We start from the raw sequence: 16,246 nt of genomic DNA, 5'->3' as shown, positions 1-16,246 counted from the left end.
GTATCGGCTTGGTCGTTCTCACGCGAGAGGCCCATACGTAGGTTCCCTGGAGCAGTTTCCAGTGGGCGGCATACGGGCATCGTCCCCGGCCATTGTCGTCCCCAGCTGCACGATCGCTTCAGTGATGCCATGTGTCAGCACCCATCCACTGAAGAAGAAGGCTGCGAAGTGCGTACGTACAGCCCCAAGCCCGGCGATGTGACTCGCCAGTGGCACGTCATCGACGCCCAGGACATCGTCCTCGGCCGTCTGGCTACCACTGCCGCGAACCTCCTCCGTGGCAAGCACAAGCCGACCTATGCCCCGCACATGGACATGGGTGACTTCGTCATCATCATCAACGCCGACAAGGTTCACCTGTCCGGCAACAAGAAGACCCAGAAGCTGGCGTACCGCCACTCCGGCTACCCGGGTGGTCTGCGCTCCGTCCGCTACGACGAGCTGCTGGCGAAGAACCCCGAGAAGGCCGTCGAGAAGGCCATCAAGGGCATGATTCCCAAGAACACCCTGGGCCGTCAGATGCTCGGCAAGCTGAAGGTCTACTCGGGCGACCAGCACCCGCACGCTGCACAGCAGCCGGTGCCGTTCGAGATCACCCAGGTCGCGCAGTAGTTCCGGCCACACACCCCCTAAGACAGAAAAGAATCTGAGGAGAACCGTGGCCGAGACCACCGTTGAGCAGCCGGTCGAAGAGACCGAGACCGAGCTCGTCGACGTCGAGAGTTACACCACCGAGTCCGACGCGCCCGTCGAGGGCGAGTACACGTCGGAGTCGACCGCGTCCCGCTTCGGCGACCCGCAGCCGGCCGCCGGCCTGGGCCGTCGCAAGAACGCCATCGCCCGCGTCCGGATCGTCCCGGGCACCGGCAAGTGGAAGATCAACGGTCGCACCCTTGAGGACTACTTCCCCAACAAGGTGCACCAGCAGGAAGTCAACGAGCCCTTCAAGGTGCTTGAGCTCGAGGGCCGCTACGACGTCATCGCGCGCATCGCGGGTGGCGGCGTCTCCGGTCAGGCCGGTGCCCTGCGCCTCGGCGTGGCCCGCGCCCTGAACGAGGCCGACGTGGACAACAACCGCGGCGCCCTCAAGAAGGCCGGCTTCCTCCGTCGCGACGACCGTGCGGTCGAGCGCAAGAAGGCCGGTCTCAAGAAGGCCCGTAAGGCCCCGCAGTACAGCAAGCGTTAATCGCAGCTGCCTGCTCGTACTCCGAACGCCCCGGCGGCACGCCACAGTGCCGTCGGGGCGTTCGTTTATTGGAGCGGTGGGCGTATAACGGCACAAGGTGCTCAAAGGCTTGTGTGATCGGATGTCCAGGCATGGAATGCCTGGGACGCGAAAGCCGCTGTGTGCGGGCTGCATCAGCACCGGCTTCCGTAACTGACGCTTCCTCAGGAGGACAAGTGGGACGACTCTTCGGCACGGACGGCGTGCGCGGCGTCGCCAACGCGGATCTGACAGCGGAGCTGGCCCTCGGCCTCTCCGTGGCCGCGGCGCACGTACTGGCCGAGGCGGGCTCCTTCGAGGGGCACCGGCCGACAGCCGTGGTCGGCCGGGATCCGCGGGCGTCCGGGGAGTTCCTGGAGGCGGCCGTGGTCGCGGGCCTGGCCAGCTCGGGCGTGGACGTACTGCTCGTCGGTGTGCTGCCCACCCCCGCGGTGGCGTATCTCACCGGCGTGCTGGGCGCCGACCTCGGCGTGATGCTCTCCGCGAGCCACAACGCCATGCCCGACAACGGGCTGAAGTTCCTCGCGCGCGGCGGGCACAAGCTCGACGACGAGCTGGAGGAGCGGATCGAGAAGATCTACGAGGAGCACCGCACCGGCGCGCCCTGGGACCGCCCCACCGGCTCGGGTGTCGGCCGGGTCCGGCGCTACAACGAGGGCTTCGACCAGTACGTAGCCCACCTGATCGGCGTGCTCCCGAACCGGCTCGACGGGCTGAAGATCGTCCTCGACGAGGCGCACGGCGCTGCGTCGCGGGTCTCGCCCGAGGCGTTCTCGCGGGCGGGTGCCGAGGTCATCACGATCGGCACGGAGCCGGACGGGCTCAACATCAACGACGGCTGCGGGTCGACCCACCTGGGGCTGCTCAAGGCGGCGGTAGTCGAGCACGGTGCGGACTTCGGTATCGCGCACGACGGTGACGCGGACCGGTGCCTGGCCGTGGACCACACCGGTGACGAGGTCGACGGCGACCAGATCATGGCCGTGCTCGCGCTGGCGATGCGGGAGCGGTCCGCGCTGCGGTCCGACACCGTTGTCGCGACCGTCATGTCCAACCTGGGCTTCAAGCTGGCCATGGAGCGGGAAGGGCTGACGATCATCCAGACTGCCGTCGGCGACCGTTACGTGCTGGAGGAGATGAAGGCGCACGGGTACGCCCTGGGCGGCGAGCAGTCCGGGCACGTGATCATTCTTGATCACGCGACGACCGGGGACGGGACGTTGACCGGGCTCATGCTCGCGACGCGGGTCGCTTCCACCGGGCGGTCGTTGCGGGAACTGGCTTCTGTGATGGAGCGGTTGCCTCAGGTGCTGATCAATGTGCCGGATGTCGATCGGGGCCGGGTCGGTAGTTCGGCGGAGCTTGCCACGGCCGTTGCTGAGGCTGAGCGGGAACTCGGGGCTACGGGGCGGGTGTTGCTTCGGCCGTCCGGGACCGAGCCGTTGGTTCGGGTGATGGTCGAGGCTGCGGATATTGATCAGGCCCGGTCTGTGGCTGGGCGGCTTGCTGATGCGGTGAAGTCGGCGCTGGGTTAGTTCTTGTTTCGGGTTCGGGGTGGGGGATCTGTGTGGTGCGGGCTGCGGATTCGTCGTGGCTGGTCGCGCCCACGCGGCGGAGCCGCATATCGAAACAGCCCCGCGCCCCTGACTGCGTCATGCTCGGCGGCGTTGGGTTGACCAGAGCCACTTTTGGGCCAGCAAGGTCAGGGTGCCTGCCAGGACGATGCCCAAGAGGTTCAGGAGTAGTTGCTCCGTTGAGCCCCACGCCTGCCGGTACTCGTTGTAGGTGAAGGCCACGGCCGCGTTCGCGGCGGCCGGGACCGTGGTGACCGAGATGGCCACGCCTACCAGGAGGCCCGACTTCGCCGAGGTGAGGGAGAGCGTGCCGGCGATGCCGGCCAGGACCGCCACGACGAAGGAGAACGCGTCGGGCTGGTAGATGAAGTTGGTGTTGGGGCGCTGGGCCTCCAGCCTGACCTTGGTGAACAGGTCCACGGCATCCATGAAGTAGCTGAAGCCGACCGTGACCAGCATGGCGAAGGCGAAGCCGACGAGCAGGGCGATCAGGGAGCGCAGGGCGAGGCGGGGCGCGCGGCGCACGATCGCCGTGCAGATGCCGGCCAGTGGGCCGAACTCCGGGCCGACCGCCATCGCGCCGACGATCAGGATCGCGTTGTCGAGCACCACACCGCAGGCCGCGATCATCGTGGCGAGCGTGATGAAGGCGACGTAGGTGACCGAGAGCGTCGACTCCTCGTGCGACGCGTCGGCGAGGTGCTCCCACAGGACCGCGTCGGCGCCCTCGCCGGGTGCGTCCGCCTCCGCCTTGTCGGCGCGCTCGGACAGCGACAGGTCGATGTTGTCGACGGCGATGGAGCCGGTACGGTCCAGGTCCAACTCCCGTAGCCCGGCGATGAGTTCGTCGCCGGCCTCACGGGCCACGTCGCACAGCACCACGTCCCCGGCGGGGTTGCGGGCGGCGCCGGGCAGCACGACCAGGTGGGCGGTGCCGATCGTCTTGTCGATCAGGCGGACCACGTCGTCGGTGCGGTCGGCCGGGGTGATCAGGCGGAGGTGGAGCATGGGGGCAGGCTAGCGGTCACAGTTTGCGCAGGCTCAACCGCTGGACCTTGTGGTCCGTGCTCTTGCGGATGATGAGGGTGGCTCGGCCTCGGGTGGGGGCGATGTTCTCGACGAGGTTGGGTTTGTTGATGGTGCGCCAGAGGGTGCGGGCGTAGTCGAGGGCCTCGTCCTCCGAGACCTGGGTGTACTTGCGGAAGTAGGAGTCCGGGTTCTGGAAGGCGGTCTGGCGGAGCTTCTTGAACCGGTTGAGGTACCAGCGCTCGATGTCGTCGCCGCTCGCGTCGACGTAGACGCTGAAGTCGAAGTAGTCGGCGAGGCCGACGCGGGTGCGGCCGTCCTTGCCGGGGAGGGCGGGCTGCAGGACGTTCAGGCCCTCGACGATCAGGATGTCCGGGCGGCGGACCGTGAGGCGCCGGTCCGGGACGATGTCGTAGATGAGGTGGGAGTAGACGGGTGCCGTGACCTCGTCCTTGCCGGCCTTGATGTCGGCGACGAAACGGGTCAGCGCGCGGCGGTCGTACGACTCGGGGAAGCCCTTGCGTGACATCAGGCCGCGGGCCTCCAGTTCCCGGGTGGGGAGGAGGAAGCCGTCGGTGGTCACCAGCTCCACGCGGGGGTGTTCGGGCCAGCGGGAGAGCAGGGCCTGGAGGAGGCGGGCGACCGTGGATTTTCCGACGGCGACCGAGCCGGCGACGCCTATGACGAACGGGGTGCCGGACTGGGAGCCCTGTTCGCCCAGGAAGGTGTTCAGGGCGTTTCTGAGGCCGTCAGTGGCGCCGACGTAGAGGTTGAGGAGTCTGGACAGCGGGAGGTAGATGTCACGCACCTCGTCGAGGTCGATGACATCGCCGAGACCGCGCAGCTTCTCGACCTCCTCGGCGGTGAGCGGCAGCGGCGTCTTGTCGCGCAGCGCGCTCCACTCGGCTCGGGTGAGGTCGACGTAGGGAGTCGCCTCCGGCCTGTGCCGGTGGGCGCTCCGGGGCATCGGGGAGACCGGAGAGATCACAGTCCATTGTTAACGGAGTTTGAACGGGGTGGCGGGTGGGGTCCGTCACGTGGGGGAGGGAGAGGGGGAGCGGGGGGATCAGCTCCAGCTCAGTTTCTGGCGGCACTCGGCCAGCGCGAACTCTCCGCAGCTGTCCGCGATCCTCTCCATGAGGCCGCCGACGAGGACCCCCGTGTTCCATGCGTAGACGGGGTACTCGCGGTCCGCGTCGGGCCGGGAGGTGTCGAGGACCACGACCTCCCATATGTCGTCGTGCATGAGGACCATGAAGTGGTGCGGGAGGCCGAGGGCGATGCGGTCCTCGTGGGTGTACGCGGGGGTGCCGAGCGGTTTCTCGCCCGCCGCCGGTGTCTGGTACACGCCGAGGAATTCGGTGGGCGGGGTCTCCCATGTGCCGAACTCCTCGATCAGGCGGCGGTAGGAGGGCGGGAAGGAGAGCGCCATCTCGGTCTCCGCCCTGGCGATCAGCTCTGGAGGGCAGCCGTCGCCGTGCCGGAAGAGGTCCTCGTTGGCGCGCACGAGGGCGATCACCTGATCGGCTGCGTGGAGAGCGTTCGGCATGTGGAGTCCTTCGCCTCGTCCGTATCGCTTGCGTGGACCCCCTTCTTATCGGGCCCTCTGCTATTTCCGAAACCGGGCAGGATGTGCCGTGTTCTGGCGGCTTTCGACGCCTAGGCTGCCGCTCATGTGCGGAATCGTGGGATACGTGGGGTCGCAGTCGGCGCTTGATGTGGTGATGGCCGGGCTGAAGCGGCTGGAGTACCGGGGGTACGACTCGGCGGGGGTCGCTGTGCTCGCGGACGGGGGGCTGGCGTCGGCGAAGAAGGCCGGGAAGCTGGTCAATCTGGAGAAGGAGTTGCTGGAGCGGCCCCTGCCGGCGGGCGGGACCGGGATCGGGCATACCCGGTGGGCCACGCACGGGGGGCCCACGGACGCGAACGCGCATCCGCATGTGGACAACGCGGGGCGGGTCGCGGTCGTCCACAACGGGATCATCGAGAACTTCGCGCTGCTGCGGGCCGAGTTGGTGGAGCGCGGCCATGACCTGACCTCCGAGACGGACACCGAGGTGGTCGCGCACCTGTTGGCGGAGGAGTTCTCCGTGACCGCCGATCTCGCGGAGGCGATGCGGTTGGTGTGCCGGCGGCTTGAGGGGGCGTTCACGCTGGTCGCCGTCCATGCCGACGCGCCGGACGTGGTGGTGGGGGCGCGGCGGAACTCGCCGTTGGTGGTGGGTGTCGGCGAGGGGGAGGCCTTTCTCGCCTCGGACGTCGCCGCGTTCATCGCCCACACGCGGTCGGCGGTGGAGTTGGGGCAGGACCAGGTGGTGGAGCTGCGGCGGGACGGGGTGACGGTCACCGGGTTCGACGGCAGTCCGGCCGAGGTCCGCTTCTACCACGTCGACTGGGACGCCTCCGCCGCCGAGAAGGGCGGCTACGACTACTTCATGCTCAAGGAGATCGCCGAGCAGCCGAAGGCCGTCGCCGACACGTTGTTGGGCCGCATCGACGCGGAGGGGCTGCTGAGGCTGGACGAGGTCCGGATCCCCGTGCATGAGCTGCGGGAGGTCGACAAGGTCGTCATCGTCGCGTGCGGTACGGCCTTCCACGCCGGGCTGATCGCCAAGTACGCCATCGAGCACTGGACGCGGATTCCGTGCGAGGTGGAGTTGGCGAGCGAGTTCCGGTACCGGGATCCGATTCTGGGGGCGCGTTCGTTGGTGATCGCGATCTCGCAGTCCGGGGAGACCATGGACACGCTCATGGCGCTACGGCACGCCCGTGAGCAGGGTTCGAAGGTGCTGGCCATCTGCAACACCAACGGGTCGACGATTCCGCGGGAGTCGGACGCGGTGCTGTACACGCACGCGGGTCCGGAGGTCGCGGTCGCGTCGACGAAGGCGTTTCTGACGCAGCTGGTGGCGTGTTACCTGGTGGCGCTGTATCTCGGTCAGGTGCGGGGCACCAAGTGGGGCGACGAGATCGGGGCCGTCATCCGGGACCTGGCGCAGATCGGCGGCGAGGTCGAGCGGGTCCTGGAGACCATGGAGCCCGTACGGGAGTTGGCGCGGTCCCTCGCCGACAAGAACACGGTGCTGTTTCTGGGCCGGCATGTCGGCTACCCGGTCGCGCTGGAGGGCGCGTTGAAGCTGAAGGAACTCGCCTACATGCACGCGGAGGGTTTCGCGGCGGGAGAGCTGAAGCACGGGCCGATCGCTCTGATCGAGCCGGATCTGCCGGTCGTGGTGGTCGTGCCGTCGCCTCGGGGGCGGTCCGTGCTCCACGACAAGATCGTGTCCAACATCCAGGAGATCAGGGCCCGGGGCGCGCGGACGATCGTCATCGCGGAGGAGGGGGACGAGGCGGTGGTGCCGTACGCCGACCATCTGATCCGGATCCCTGCCACACCGACCTTGCTGCAACCGCTGGTGGCCACCGTGCCGTTGCAGGTCTTCGCGTGTGAACTGGCCACGGCGCGGGGCAACGAGGTGGATCAGCCGCGGAACCTGGCGAAGTCGGTGACGGTGGAGTGAGCGGGTTGTCTTGAGCGCGGGAGGGGCGGACGGCTGTGTGCCGTCCGCCCCTTGCACGGTCCTTCAGTCGAGCAGTCGAGCGCCGGTCAGTACGTGCAGGTCTTCGTGACCCAGCCCGTCTTGGAGCCGTAGCCGCCGTAGTACCACTGATCGCTCGTCTTGCCGCAGGCCGTGTACGAGCCGCCCTTGTAGGACTTGCCGTCGTTGCAGATCGCACCGCCCTTGCCCTTGGGCCAGACGCCGATCGCCGTGGCGGACGTCTTCGGGCTGGTGCGGATGTTGACGCTTTCCTTGGGCTTGATGGGGCTCAGGACCTTGCTGCAGTCCGTCGGCAGCGCGGCGGCCGACACGGCGGCGGGCCGGGCGGTCGTCTGGGCGACGGCCACCCCGCCGGTGAGCGTCGTACCGACGAGCGCGACGGCCGCTGCCGCGGTTCCGAGTGCCTTCAACTTCATAGCTTGCGTTCTCCCGTTGACGTGCGTTCGCGTCCGCAACCGCGGATGCGGGTCAGGGGGAACGTTACTTGGGGCGCGGGCATGTCATGATCGCGGGTCCTTCAGGGACTTGAGGTACTCGGCCTTTAAGGTGCTCGGCATGAGCATCATCGGGGTCGGTATCGACGTGGCCGAGATCGATCGGTTCGCGGCGTCGCTCAAGCGGACGCCTGGGATGGCCGAACGGCTCTTTCTGGAGAGCGAGTTGTTGTTGCCCAGCGGGGAGCGTCGGGGGGTTGCCTCGCTGGCCGCACGCTTCGCCGCCAAGGAGGCGTTGGCCAAGGCGCTCGGGGCGCCGGCCGGGCTGCTGTGGACGGACGCCGAGGTGTACGTCGAGGAGAGCGGGCAGCCTCGCCTGCGGGTGAAGGGGACCGTCGCCGCGAAGGCGGCCGAGTTGGGTGTGCGGTCCTGGCATGTGTCGCTCAGCCATGACGCGGGGGTCGCGTCGGCCGTGGTGCTCGCCGAGGGCTGATCCGTCCGCCCGGGTGCGTTGATCCGCGCCTGCGCGAGAGACTCGACCCATGCGTACTGCGTACAGCGTGGAGACGGTAAGGACCGCAGAGCGGGCGCTCATGGCGCGGCTTCCCGAGGGGGCGCTGATGCAGCGCGCCGCCGCCGGGCTCGCCGTCGCCTGTGCCGAGTTGCTCGGGCGCGTCTACGGGAGCCGGATCGTTCTGCTCGTCGGGAGCGGGGACAACGGGGGCGACGCGCTGTACGCCGGCGCGCGGCTCGCCCGGCGGGGCGCGGGGGTCGCCGCCGTACTGCTCGCTCCCGAGCGGACCCATGCCGGAGGGCTCGCGGCGTTTCGGCGGGCCGGGGGGCGCACCGTCGATCCGGCCGATGGCGAGGAGACCGTCCTCCGTGCCGACCTCGTCGTCGACGGCATCGTCGGGATCGGCGGCACCGGCGGGCTGCGGCCCGACGCCGAACGGCTGGCCGGGTTCGCCGCCGAAGCCCGCGTTCCCGTCGTCGCCGTCGATCTGCCCAGTGGCGTCGAGGCGGACACCGGGGAGGTGCGCGGGGCCGCCGTACGGGCCGATCTGACCGTGACCTTCGGGACGCACAAGCCGGCGTTGCTGATCGATCCCGCGCGGGAGTACGCCGGGTCGGTGCGGCTCGTCGACATCGGGCTGGGGGACGTACTCCCCGAAGAGCCCGGGTTGGAGGCCTTGCAGCATGTGGACGTGGCCGCGCTGCTGCCCGTGCCCGGCGCCGAGAGCGACAAGTACCGGCGCGGTGTCGTCGGGATCGCGGCGGGGTCGGCCCGGTATCCGGGCGCGGCTGTGCTTGCCGTCGCCGGGGCACTCCGGGGTGGTGCCGGGGCCGTGCGGTACGTCGGGCCGGCCGCGGACGCGGTGATCGCGCGGTTCCCCGAGGTGCTCGTGTCCGACCAGGGGCCCAAGCACGCCGGGCGCGTACAGGCGTGGGTCGTCGGGCCCGGGGCCGGGGACGACGCCTCGGTCGTCGGCGAGGTCGTGTCGGCCGACGTGCCGGTGCTGATCGACGCGGACGGGCTGCGGCTCGCGGACCGGGATGCCGTACGGGCCCGTACCGCGCCGACGCTGATGACCCCGCACGCCGGTGAGGCCGCCGCGCTGCTCGGCGTGGCCCGCGAGGAGGTCGAGGGGGCGCGGCTGGCGTCGGCCCGGGAGCTGGCGGCGCGGTACGGGGCGACCGTCCTGCTCAAGGGGTCGACCACGCTGATCGCCGACGCCGCGGGCGGTGCCGTACGCGTGAACTCGACCGGCACCGGGTGGCTGGCCACCGCCGGGAGCGGGGACGTGCTGTCCGGGCTCGCCGGGTCACTGCTCGCGGCCGGGCTCAGCGCGCTGGACGCGGGCAGCGTCGCCGCGTATCTGCACGGGCTGGCCGGGAGGCTCGCGTCGGACGGGGCGCCGGTGGGGGCGCATGACGTGGCGGAGGCGGTCGTACGGGCTTGGCGGGATGTGCGGGACCAGTAGGAGGGACAGGGGGAGGGACCAGCGGGAGGGACCAATGAGGGGGTGTACGCGGCTACGTATGGGTGACCCCGTCCGCGTGCCACCCCGGTCCCGGCCCCCGGGCGCGTTTCTCTGATCGCATGATCAGCAGACGTATCGCATGTCGAAGTGTTGCCGTGGTCCTGGCCGTCGTGACGGCCCTTCCCGTGACCGCCCTCTCCGGCGGTACCGCCTGGGCCGCCGATCCCGTGCCGCCCGCTCCCGCGCCCCCTGCCCCGGCGCCGCCCGTCTCCGGACCCGAGACCGAGCTTGTGCCCGGGGTCGCTCCGGGGCCGTATCAGCCCTGGCAGATCGATACGCCCGACCAGGTGTTGCCGCCGCAGGTGTACACGCCGACGCGCGCGGAGGACGCCGTGGAGCCGCGGGACGCCGCGGAGGGGACGTACGACCTCGTCGAGTACGTGCCGCTCGGGGACGCCGTCGCGAAGGTGGCGTGCAGCAAGCGGACCGGGCCCTATCAGCGGCCGGTCGAGCGGTGGCTGAAGCTGAAGGCGGACGGGAAGCAGTCGGTGGCCGACTGCAAGGCCATCCGGAAGTTCCAGCAGAAGCAGAAGATCAAGCCGGCCATCGGGTTCGCCGGCCCCGTTACCTGGGCGACCATGCAGTTCATCGGTGCCCGGAAGAATCCGAACGCCAAGAAGTTGTGCCCGGTGAAGTCGTACCGGGTCGCCTGTGTCGATCTCAATCGCGAGCTGACCTGGGTGCAGAAGGGCAAGAAGGTCGTCTTCGGGCCGGTGCCGATGCGCAGCGGGCGCACCGGACACCGGACCCGGCCCGGGTGGCACAAGGTCTTCTGGAAGCACAAGAACCACTGGTCGACGCTCTACAACTCGCCCATGCCGTATGCCCAGTTCTTCGACGGCGGGCAGGCCTTTCATGCCGTCTACGGCAGCATTTACACCACCACCGGGTCCTGGGGCTGCGTCAACCTGCGCCTCGGCGACGCCCGGAAGCTGTGGGGTGTGCTGAAGAAGGGCGACCGGGTGTACGTCTGGGGGCACCGGCCCGGGAGCTAGGACCCCGGCGGCGGGCGTTAGTCGGTGGGCGGGGTGAAGTACCGGCGCGGGTTGTCCACCAGCATGGTCGTCAGCTGTGCCTCCGTCACACCCGCGGAGCGCAACGCCGGGAGCACCTCGTCGTGCAGGTGCGTGTAGTGCCAGTTCGGCGCGATCTGCTCGCGTACGCCCGGCGGGAACCAGTCGATGTGGCAGGACGCGTCGTGCGACAGCACCATCCGGTCGGCGAAGCCCTCGCCCGCGAGCTTCGCGACGGTCGCCACCCGCTGGTCGCCCGGCAGCAGGATGTCGAGGCCGAAGCGGTCCATGCCGACGTACGAACCGTTGTCGATGAGCCGGTGCAGGTAGTCGAGGTCGGCGGTGTCGCCGCTGTGGCCGATGACGACCGCCGCGAGGTCCACGCCCTCGCTGCGCAGGATGTCCTGCGCGACCAGGCCGGTGCGGGCCTGCGCGCTGGTGTGCACGGTGATGGGGGCGCCGGTGCGCAGATGGGCCTGGGCCACCGCGCGCATCACCCGCTCGACGCCCGGGGTGAGTTCGTTCTCGATCGCGCACTTGAGGAACGCGGCCCTGATGCCGGTGTCCGCGATGCCCACGGTGAGTTCGCGCACGAACAGCTCGGTCATCGCCTCGGGGCCGCCGAGGATCGTGCCGGGCCCGTGGTACTGGAAGAAGTGGGGGACGTCGGTGAGCGTGTACACGCCGGTCGCCGCGACGATGTCGAGGTCGACCTGCGCGTTCACCTCGGCCACGCGCGCGACGTTGCGGCCGAGCCCGATGACGGTGGGATCGACGATCGTGGTGACGCCGGTCGCGGCCAGGGCCTTCAGCCGGGTCACCGCGTCGGCGATCCGCTCCTGCTCGTCCCAGGTCTCAGGCAGGCTCTGCCGGAGTTCCTCGGTGAGGACGAAGACGTGCTCGTGCATCAGGACGGTGCCGAGGTCGCTTGCCGCTACGGGGCCGCGGACGGTCTGTACTTCCGGAGACGAGGGCATGCGGATCCTTAGACGTGATGTGCGGTGGGGTGCGGTGATGTGCCGGGGCAGCGTGGAGGTGCCCTGATGTGCTCGACGTTCACGACTCTCGCAGCGGCCCGGCGACGCCGTCTTTCGCGCCGGCGCGCATTCCTTTCCCGGGGACGCGCGCTCCGGGAAAGGAATGCGGAAGCGCCCTCGCGCCGGACCACCGGGTGTGTCCCCGGTGTTGTCGCACCCCTCTGAGAGACTGGGGACGCCATGAATGAGACAGCCACCGCCCCGACCGCACCCCTTCGCGCCCGTGCCGAGATCGATCTGGCCGCCCTGCGGGCCAATGTGCGGGCCCTGCGCGCCCTCGCGCCCGGTGCGCAGCTCATGGCCGTCGTGAAGTCCGAGGCGTACGGCCATGGGGCGGTGCCGTGCGCCCGCGCGGCCGTCGAGGCGGGGGCCGGCTGGCTCGGCACGGCGACGCCCGAGGAGGCGCTTGCGCTGCGGCGGGCCGGTGGGCTCACGCCCGAGCGGGTTCGGATCATGTGCTGGCTGTGGACTCCCGGCGGGCCCTGGCGGGAGGCCGTCGAGGCCGACATCGACGTCTCCGTGAGCGGTATGTGGGCGCTGGAGGAGGTCACCGCGGCCGCCCGCGCCGCCGGCATCCCCGCGTGCGTGCAGCTCAAGGCCGACACCGGGCTCGGGCGGAACGGGTGTCAACCGGGCGACGACTGGGCCGAGTTGGTGGGCGAGGCCCTGCGCGCGGAGGCGGAAGGACTGGTCCACGTCACCGGGCTCTGGTCCCACTTCGCCTGCGCCGACGAGCCGGGGCACCCCTCCATCGCCGCCCAGCTCACCCTCTTCCGGGAGATGCTCGCGTACGCCGAGGGCCAGGGCGTGCGCCCCGAGGTGCGGCACATCGCCAACTCGCCCGCCACGCTCACGCTCCCCGAGGCCCACTTCGACCTCGTCCGCACCGGGATCGCCGTCTACGGCATCTCGCCCAGCCCGGAGGTCGGCACCCCGGCCGACTTCGGACTGCGCCCGGTGATGACGCTCGCGGCGAACATCGCCCTCGTGAAGCGCGTCCCCGGGGGCCACGGCGTCAGTTACGGGCATCACTACACCACCCCCGGCGAGACGACCCTCGGCCTCGTGCCCGTCGGCTACGCGGACGGCATCCCGCGGCACGCCTCCGGCACCGGTCCCGTCCTGGTCGACGGCAAGTGGCGGACGGTCGCGGGGCGGGTCGCGATGGACCAGTTCGTCGTCGACCTCGGCGGGGACGAGCCGCCGCCCGGCACGGAGGCGGTGCTGTTCGGACCCGGCGACCGGGGCGAGCCCACCGCCGAGGACTGGGCGCAGGCCGCGGGCACCATCGCGTACGAGATCGTCACGCGCATCGGAACGCGCGTTCCTCGCGTCTATGTGAATGCGTCTCCGTGAATGCGACTACTTGAATGAGGAACCAGCCGTGAACCGGGAACAAGTGGGGTAACCCCTCGGAGGGCACCTCACCGGTGGCATCTGTCACTGGGGCACCACCGGCATCCCGGGTATCACCTGCATTACGGGCATCACCCGCATCACCCGATCCAGCGAACAGCAAGCAGTCCGGCGAAAGAGGAGCAGTACACGTGAGCGAGAGCAGTGCGGAGGCCGTCGGGGCCGTCGCAGCCGTAGCCTCCGCCACGGCGGCGGGCGGCAACTGGCGCCGGGCGACCGGGATCGCGGGCGCCGCGATAGGCGTGATCGCCGCCGGCGCGGCGGCAGGCGTCGCCATCGAGCGGCTCACGGTCGGCCGCGGCATGCGCGAGAAGGCCAAACTCGCCCTCGACTCGACGGGACCGTATGGCGGTCTGCGCGGCATGCCCGGCAGGGCGTACGCCGAGGACGGCACCGAGCTGTACTACGAGGTCGACGACGTCGACCCCGAGGCCGTGCCGTCGATCGGTCCGCGCCGGCGCCGGCTGTTCGGCCGCAAGGCGCCCGCCCCCGTCACCGTCGTCTTCAGCCACGGCTACTGCCTCAGCCAGGACTCCTGGCACTTCCAGCGTGCCGCCCTGCGCGGTGTCGTACGCGCCGTGTACTGGGATCAGCGCAGCCACGGCCGGTCCGGGCGGGGCGTGCAGCAGCATCAGGACGGCGTGCCGGTCACCATCGACGAGCTGGGCCGCGATCTGAAGGCCGTGCTCGACGCGGCCGTGCCCGAGGGGCCGATCGTGCTGGTCGGGCACTCCATGGGCGGCATGACGGTGATGGCCCTGGCCGACCAGTTCCCCGACCTGATCCGCGACCGTGTCGTCGGCGTCGGGCTCGTCGGTACGTCGTCCGGGCGGCTCGGCGAGGTCAACTTCGGGCTGCCGGTGGCCGGGGTCAACGCGGTGCGGCGGATCCTGCCGGGCGTGCTGAAGGCGCTGGGCACGCAGGCCGCGCTGGTGGAGAAGGGGCGGCGGGCCACCGCCGATCTGTTCGCCGGGATCATCAAGCGGTACTCGTTCGCCTCGCGGGACGTCGACCCGGCGATCGCGCGGTTCGCCGAGCGGATGATCGAGTCCACGCCGATCGACGTGGTCGCCGAGTTCTACCCGGCCTTCACCGACCACGACAAGACCCTGGCCCTTGCCCACTTCAAGGACCTGCCGGTGCTGGTGCTGGCCGGCGTCAAGGACCTGGTGACGCCCAGCGAGCACAGCGAGGCCATCGCCGACCTGCTGCCGGACGCCGAGCTGGTGCTGGTCCCGGACGCCGGGCACCTGGTCATGCTGGAGCACCCCGAGGTGGTCACCGACCGGCTCGCGGACCTGCTGACCCGCGCGGGCGCCGTGCCCGCAGGAGCTACCGTGGGTGGCTATGGAAGCACCAGCGGCACCGCACAGCCGGGCTGAGACCGAACTGACCGTCACCTCCCCCGACCAGATGCGGGAGTTGGGCCGCCGCCTGGCGAAACTGCTGCGCGCCGGTGACCTCGTGATGCTCAACGGGGAGCTCGGCGCGGGCAAGACGACGCTCACCCGGGGACTCGGCGAGGGGCTCGGGGTGCGGGGCGCGGTCACCTCGCCGACGTTCGTGATCGCGCGCGTGCATCCGTCGCTGGGCGAGGGGCCGCCGCTCGTCCACGTCGACGCGTATCGCCTGGGCGGCGGGCTCGACGAGATGGAGGACCTCGACCTCGACGTCTCGCTGTCCGACTCGGTGATCGTCGTGGAGTGGGGCGAGGGCAAGGTCGAGGAGCTGACCGACGACCGGCTCGACATCGTGATCCACCGCGCCGTCGGGGACACCACGGACGAGGTACGGCACGTGACGGTGACGGGGCTGGGGGAGCGGTGGGCTGCCGCGGACCTCGGTGTGCTGTCCGCCTGAGCGTGCGGTGTGCCTGAGAGCCCTGCCGGTCCGACGGTGGCCGATGGTCGGTTTTGATGAAGGTTCCGACAACGCGTCGGCAAGATATTGCGTTCGATGTCTCGTACGTGGTCACATGGTACCCAATCCGTAGTTAGGTCTGCCTAACTACGTCCGCCCCCGAGCTCAGGAGGCGTCCATGGCGGTCACGGAACGAATGGAACAGGACGAGGCGTCGGCGCGCCGGGCGTCCGGGGTGTCCATGCGGGACCTGCTGGCCTCGTGCGCCGCGGCGCGGGCCGTCTCCACGCCGCCGCGCCTGCCGGACCCCGAGGTGGCTCAGCCGCCGGCCGAGCACCGCAAGGCAGCCTGACCGCTCAGCGGATCACCACGACCGGCTGGCCGATCGTCGCGAACATCCACATCGCGTCGCCGTCCGCGCGGGACTCGCGGATGCCGCCGGTGCGCACGTTCGCGCCGGGGGTCGGGCTCGCCGCGTTCTCCACGGCCGCGCTGAAGCCGATGGCCACGCCGTCCGCCGTGGCGAAGCGCACCACGTGTTCGATGGGGGTGCCGTCCGTGCCGGTGATGGCGTTCGAACGGGACGTGACCGCGTAGCTCCCCAGGGACGGGTCGATACGGCCCGGGGTGACCTTGAAGGTGCGCTTGACCTTGTCGTGCGCGCCGACCAGCCACACCCGGTCGTCGTCCACCGAGTACACGACCCGCTCGCCCGTGCCGGAGCCGGCGGGCAGGGCCACGGGGTTCTTCTTGTCGCGGGGCGCCTTCGACGCGGCCACCGAGGGCTTGCCGCTCTTCTGCGGGCCCGCCAGGTCGGCCGGGACGCTCGCGGACGCCTGGTAGGCGAGGAAACCGACCGACGCGAGCGCCGCCGTGGTGAGTCCCAACACGAACCCGGAGCTGCCGCCTGCCACCGTCGCCCACCTCAGCCATTCACGTCGTACGCCGTACTCCCGGGCGACCGTAGCAGTCCGCACCCGCCCCTCCGGGCCGTCGCCGCCGGGGACACGGGCCCTTTCGGGCGGACCTCCTGCGCGATCGGGGCGTCCGGCCGGTGCG

General features: G+C 70.3%; 17 protein-coding genes. 11 read left to right on the top strand and 6 right to left on the bottom strand.

Annotation, left to right across the window (positions count from 1 at the left end):
* Positions 1 to 168: 168 nt before the first annotated feature.
* The 3 genes from rplM to glmM all read left to right on the top strand — a co-directional run bounded on the left by rplM (position 169) and on the right by glmM (position 2,760).
* Positions 169 to 612 carry a 50S ribosomal protein L13 gene (gene rplM, locus M2283_RS24165; protein ID WP_280878443.1) on the top strand — a complete coding sequence of 148 codons (444 nt, stop codon included), beginning with the start codon at positions 169 to 171 and terminating at the stop codon, positions 610 to 612.
* A gap of 46 nt (positions 613 to 658) precedes the next feature.
* Positions 659 to 1,186 carry a 30S ribosomal protein S9 gene (gene rpsI / locus M2283_RS24160; RefSeq protein ID WP_280878442.1) on the top strand — a complete coding sequence of 176 codons (528 nt, stop codon included), beginning with the start codon at positions 659 to 661 and terminating at the stop codon, positions 1,184 to 1,186.
* A gap of 215 nt (positions 1,187 to 1,401) precedes the next feature.
* On the top strand, positions 1,402 to 2,760 hold the full coding sequence (glmM, locus tag M2283_RS24155) for a phosphoglucosamine mutase (protein WP_280878441.1): 1,359 nt from the start codon (positions 1,402 to 1,404) through the stop codon (positions 2,758 to 2,760).
* Between the two features lie 117 nt (positions 2,761 to 2,877).
* On the opposite strand, the gene M2283_RS24150 is transcribed toward glmM, so the two are convergent.
* From M2283_RS24150 to M2283_RS24140, 3 genes are all read right to left on the bottom strand, one after another.
* Entirely contained in the window at positions 2,878 to 3,807 is a 930-nt protein-coding gene (locus M2283_RS24150; protein WP_280878440.1) for a DUF389 domain-containing protein, read from the bottom strand.
* Between the two features lie 16 nt (positions 3,808 to 3,823).
* Positions 3,824 to 4,792 (bottom strand): type I pantothenate kinase, encoded by a 969-nt coding sequence (coaA, locus tag M2283_RS24145; RefSeq protein ID WP_280878439.1) that lies wholly within the window; start codon positions 4,790 to 4,792, stop codon positions 3,824 to 3,826.
* A 99-nt stretch (positions 4,793 to 4,891) separates the two neighbouring features.
* Positions 4,892 to 5,374 carry an SMI1/KNR4 family protein gene (locus M2283_RS24140; protein ID WP_280878438.1) on the bottom strand — a complete coding sequence of 161 codons (483 nt, stop codon included), beginning with the start codon at positions 5,372 to 5,374 and terminating at the stop codon, positions 4,892 to 4,894.
* A 124-nt stretch (positions 5,375 to 5,498) separates the two neighbouring features.
* Between M2283_RS24140 and glmS the strand changes: the two genes are divergently transcribed.
* Positions 5,499 to 7,346 (top strand): glutamine--fructose-6-phosphate transaminase (isomerizing), encoded by a 1,848-nt coding sequence (glmS, locus tag M2283_RS24135; protein WP_280878437.1) that lies wholly within the window; start codon positions 5,499 to 5,501, stop codon positions 7,344 to 7,346.
* 86 nt (positions 7,347 to 7,432) lie between these two features.
* On the opposite strand, the gene M2283_RS24130 is transcribed toward glmS, so the two are convergent.
* Positions 7,433 to 7,801, bottom strand: coding sequence for a hypothetical protein (locus M2283_RS24130; RefSeq protein WP_280878436.1), 369 nt, complete (start codon positions 7,799 to 7,801; stop codon positions 7,433 to 7,435).
* 139 nt (positions 7,802 to 7,940) lie between these two features.
* Between M2283_RS24130 and M2283_RS24125 the strand changes: the two genes are divergently transcribed.
* The 3 genes from M2283_RS24125 to M2283_RS24115 all read left to right on the top strand — a co-directional run bounded on the left by M2283_RS24125 (position 7,941) and on the right by M2283_RS24115 (position 10,856).
* On the top strand, positions 7,941 to 8,312 hold the full coding sequence (locus M2283_RS24125) for a holo-ACP synthase (protein ID WP_280878435.1): 372 nt from the start codon (positions 7,941 to 7,943) through the stop codon (positions 8,310 to 8,312).
* A gap of 49 nt (positions 8,313 to 8,361) precedes the next feature.
* Entirely contained in the window at positions 8,362 to 9,801 is a 1,440-nt protein-coding gene (locus M2283_RS24120; protein WP_280878434.1) for an NAD(P)H-hydrate dehydratase, read from the top strand.
* 155 nt (positions 9,802 to 9,956) lie between these two features.
* Positions 9,957 to 10,856: a L,D-transpeptidase gene (locus M2283_RS24115; protein ID WP_432423116.1), complete on the top strand. Its 900-nt coding sequence runs from the start codon at positions 9,957 to 9,959 to the stop codon at positions 10,854 to 10,856.
* Between the two features lie 17 nt (positions 10,857 to 10,873).
* Here the strand turns inward: M2283_RS24115 and M2283_RS24110 are convergent, their stop codons facing one another.
* Positions 10,874 to 11,851: a phosphotriesterase family protein gene (locus M2283_RS24110; protein ID WP_280878432.1), complete on the bottom strand. Its 978-nt coding sequence runs from the start codon at positions 11,849 to 11,851 to the stop codon at positions 10,874 to 10,876.
* Positions 11,852 to 12,091: 240 nt separating this feature from the next.
* On the opposite strand from M2283_RS24110, the gene alr reads away from it, so the two are divergent.
* The 4 genes from alr (at position 12,092) to M2283_RS24090 (ending at position 15,539) form a co-directional block, all read left to right on the top strand.
* Entirely contained in the window at positions 12,092 to 13,267 is a 1,176-nt protein-coding gene (alr, locus tag M2283_RS24105) for an alanine racemase (RefSeq protein ID WP_280878431.1), read from the top strand.
* Positions 13,268 to 13,458: 191 nt separating this feature from the next.
* The gene (locus M2283_RS24100; protein WP_280878430.1) at positions 13,459 to 14,709 is read left to right on the top strand and encodes an alpha/beta fold hydrolase; all 1,251 of its coding nucleotides are present in this window, start codon (positions 13,459 to 13,461) and stop codon (positions 14,707 to 14,709) included.
* Positions 14,675 to 15,187 (top strand): tRNA (adenosine(37)-N6)-threonylcarbamoyltransferase complex ATPase subunit type 1 TsaE, encoded by a 513-nt coding sequence (gene tsaE / locus M2283_RS24095; protein ID WP_280878429.1) that lies wholly within the window; start codon positions 14,675 to 14,677, stop codon positions 15,185 to 15,187. The genes M2283_RS24100 and tsaE overlap by 35 nt, the downstream gene beginning before the upstream one ends.
* Before the next feature lie 178 nt (positions 15,188 to 15,365).
* Positions 15,366 to 15,539, top strand: coding sequence for a hypothetical protein (locus M2283_RS24090; protein WP_280878428.1), 174 nt, complete (start codon positions 15,366 to 15,368; stop codon positions 15,537 to 15,539).
* A 4-nt stretch (positions 15,540 to 15,543) separates the two neighbouring features.
* Here the strand turns inward: M2283_RS24090 and M2283_RS24085 are convergent, their stop codons facing one another.
* Positions 15,544 to 16,101, bottom strand: a complete 558-nt coding sequence (locus M2283_RS24085) for a hypothetical protein (RefSeq protein ID WP_280878728.1) — start codon at positions 16,099 to 16,101, stop codon at positions 15,544 to 15,546.
* Positions 16,102 to 16,246 lie beyond the last annotated feature (145 nt).

Source organism: Streptomyces pseudovenezuelae (assembly GCF_029892565.1).
GTDB classification, from domain to species: Bacteria; Actinomycetota; Actinomycetes; order Streptomycetales; family Streptomycetaceae; genus Streptomyces; species Streptomyces pseudovenezuelae_A.
This window is presented reverse-complemented; position numbering and strand designations above follow the sequence as displayed.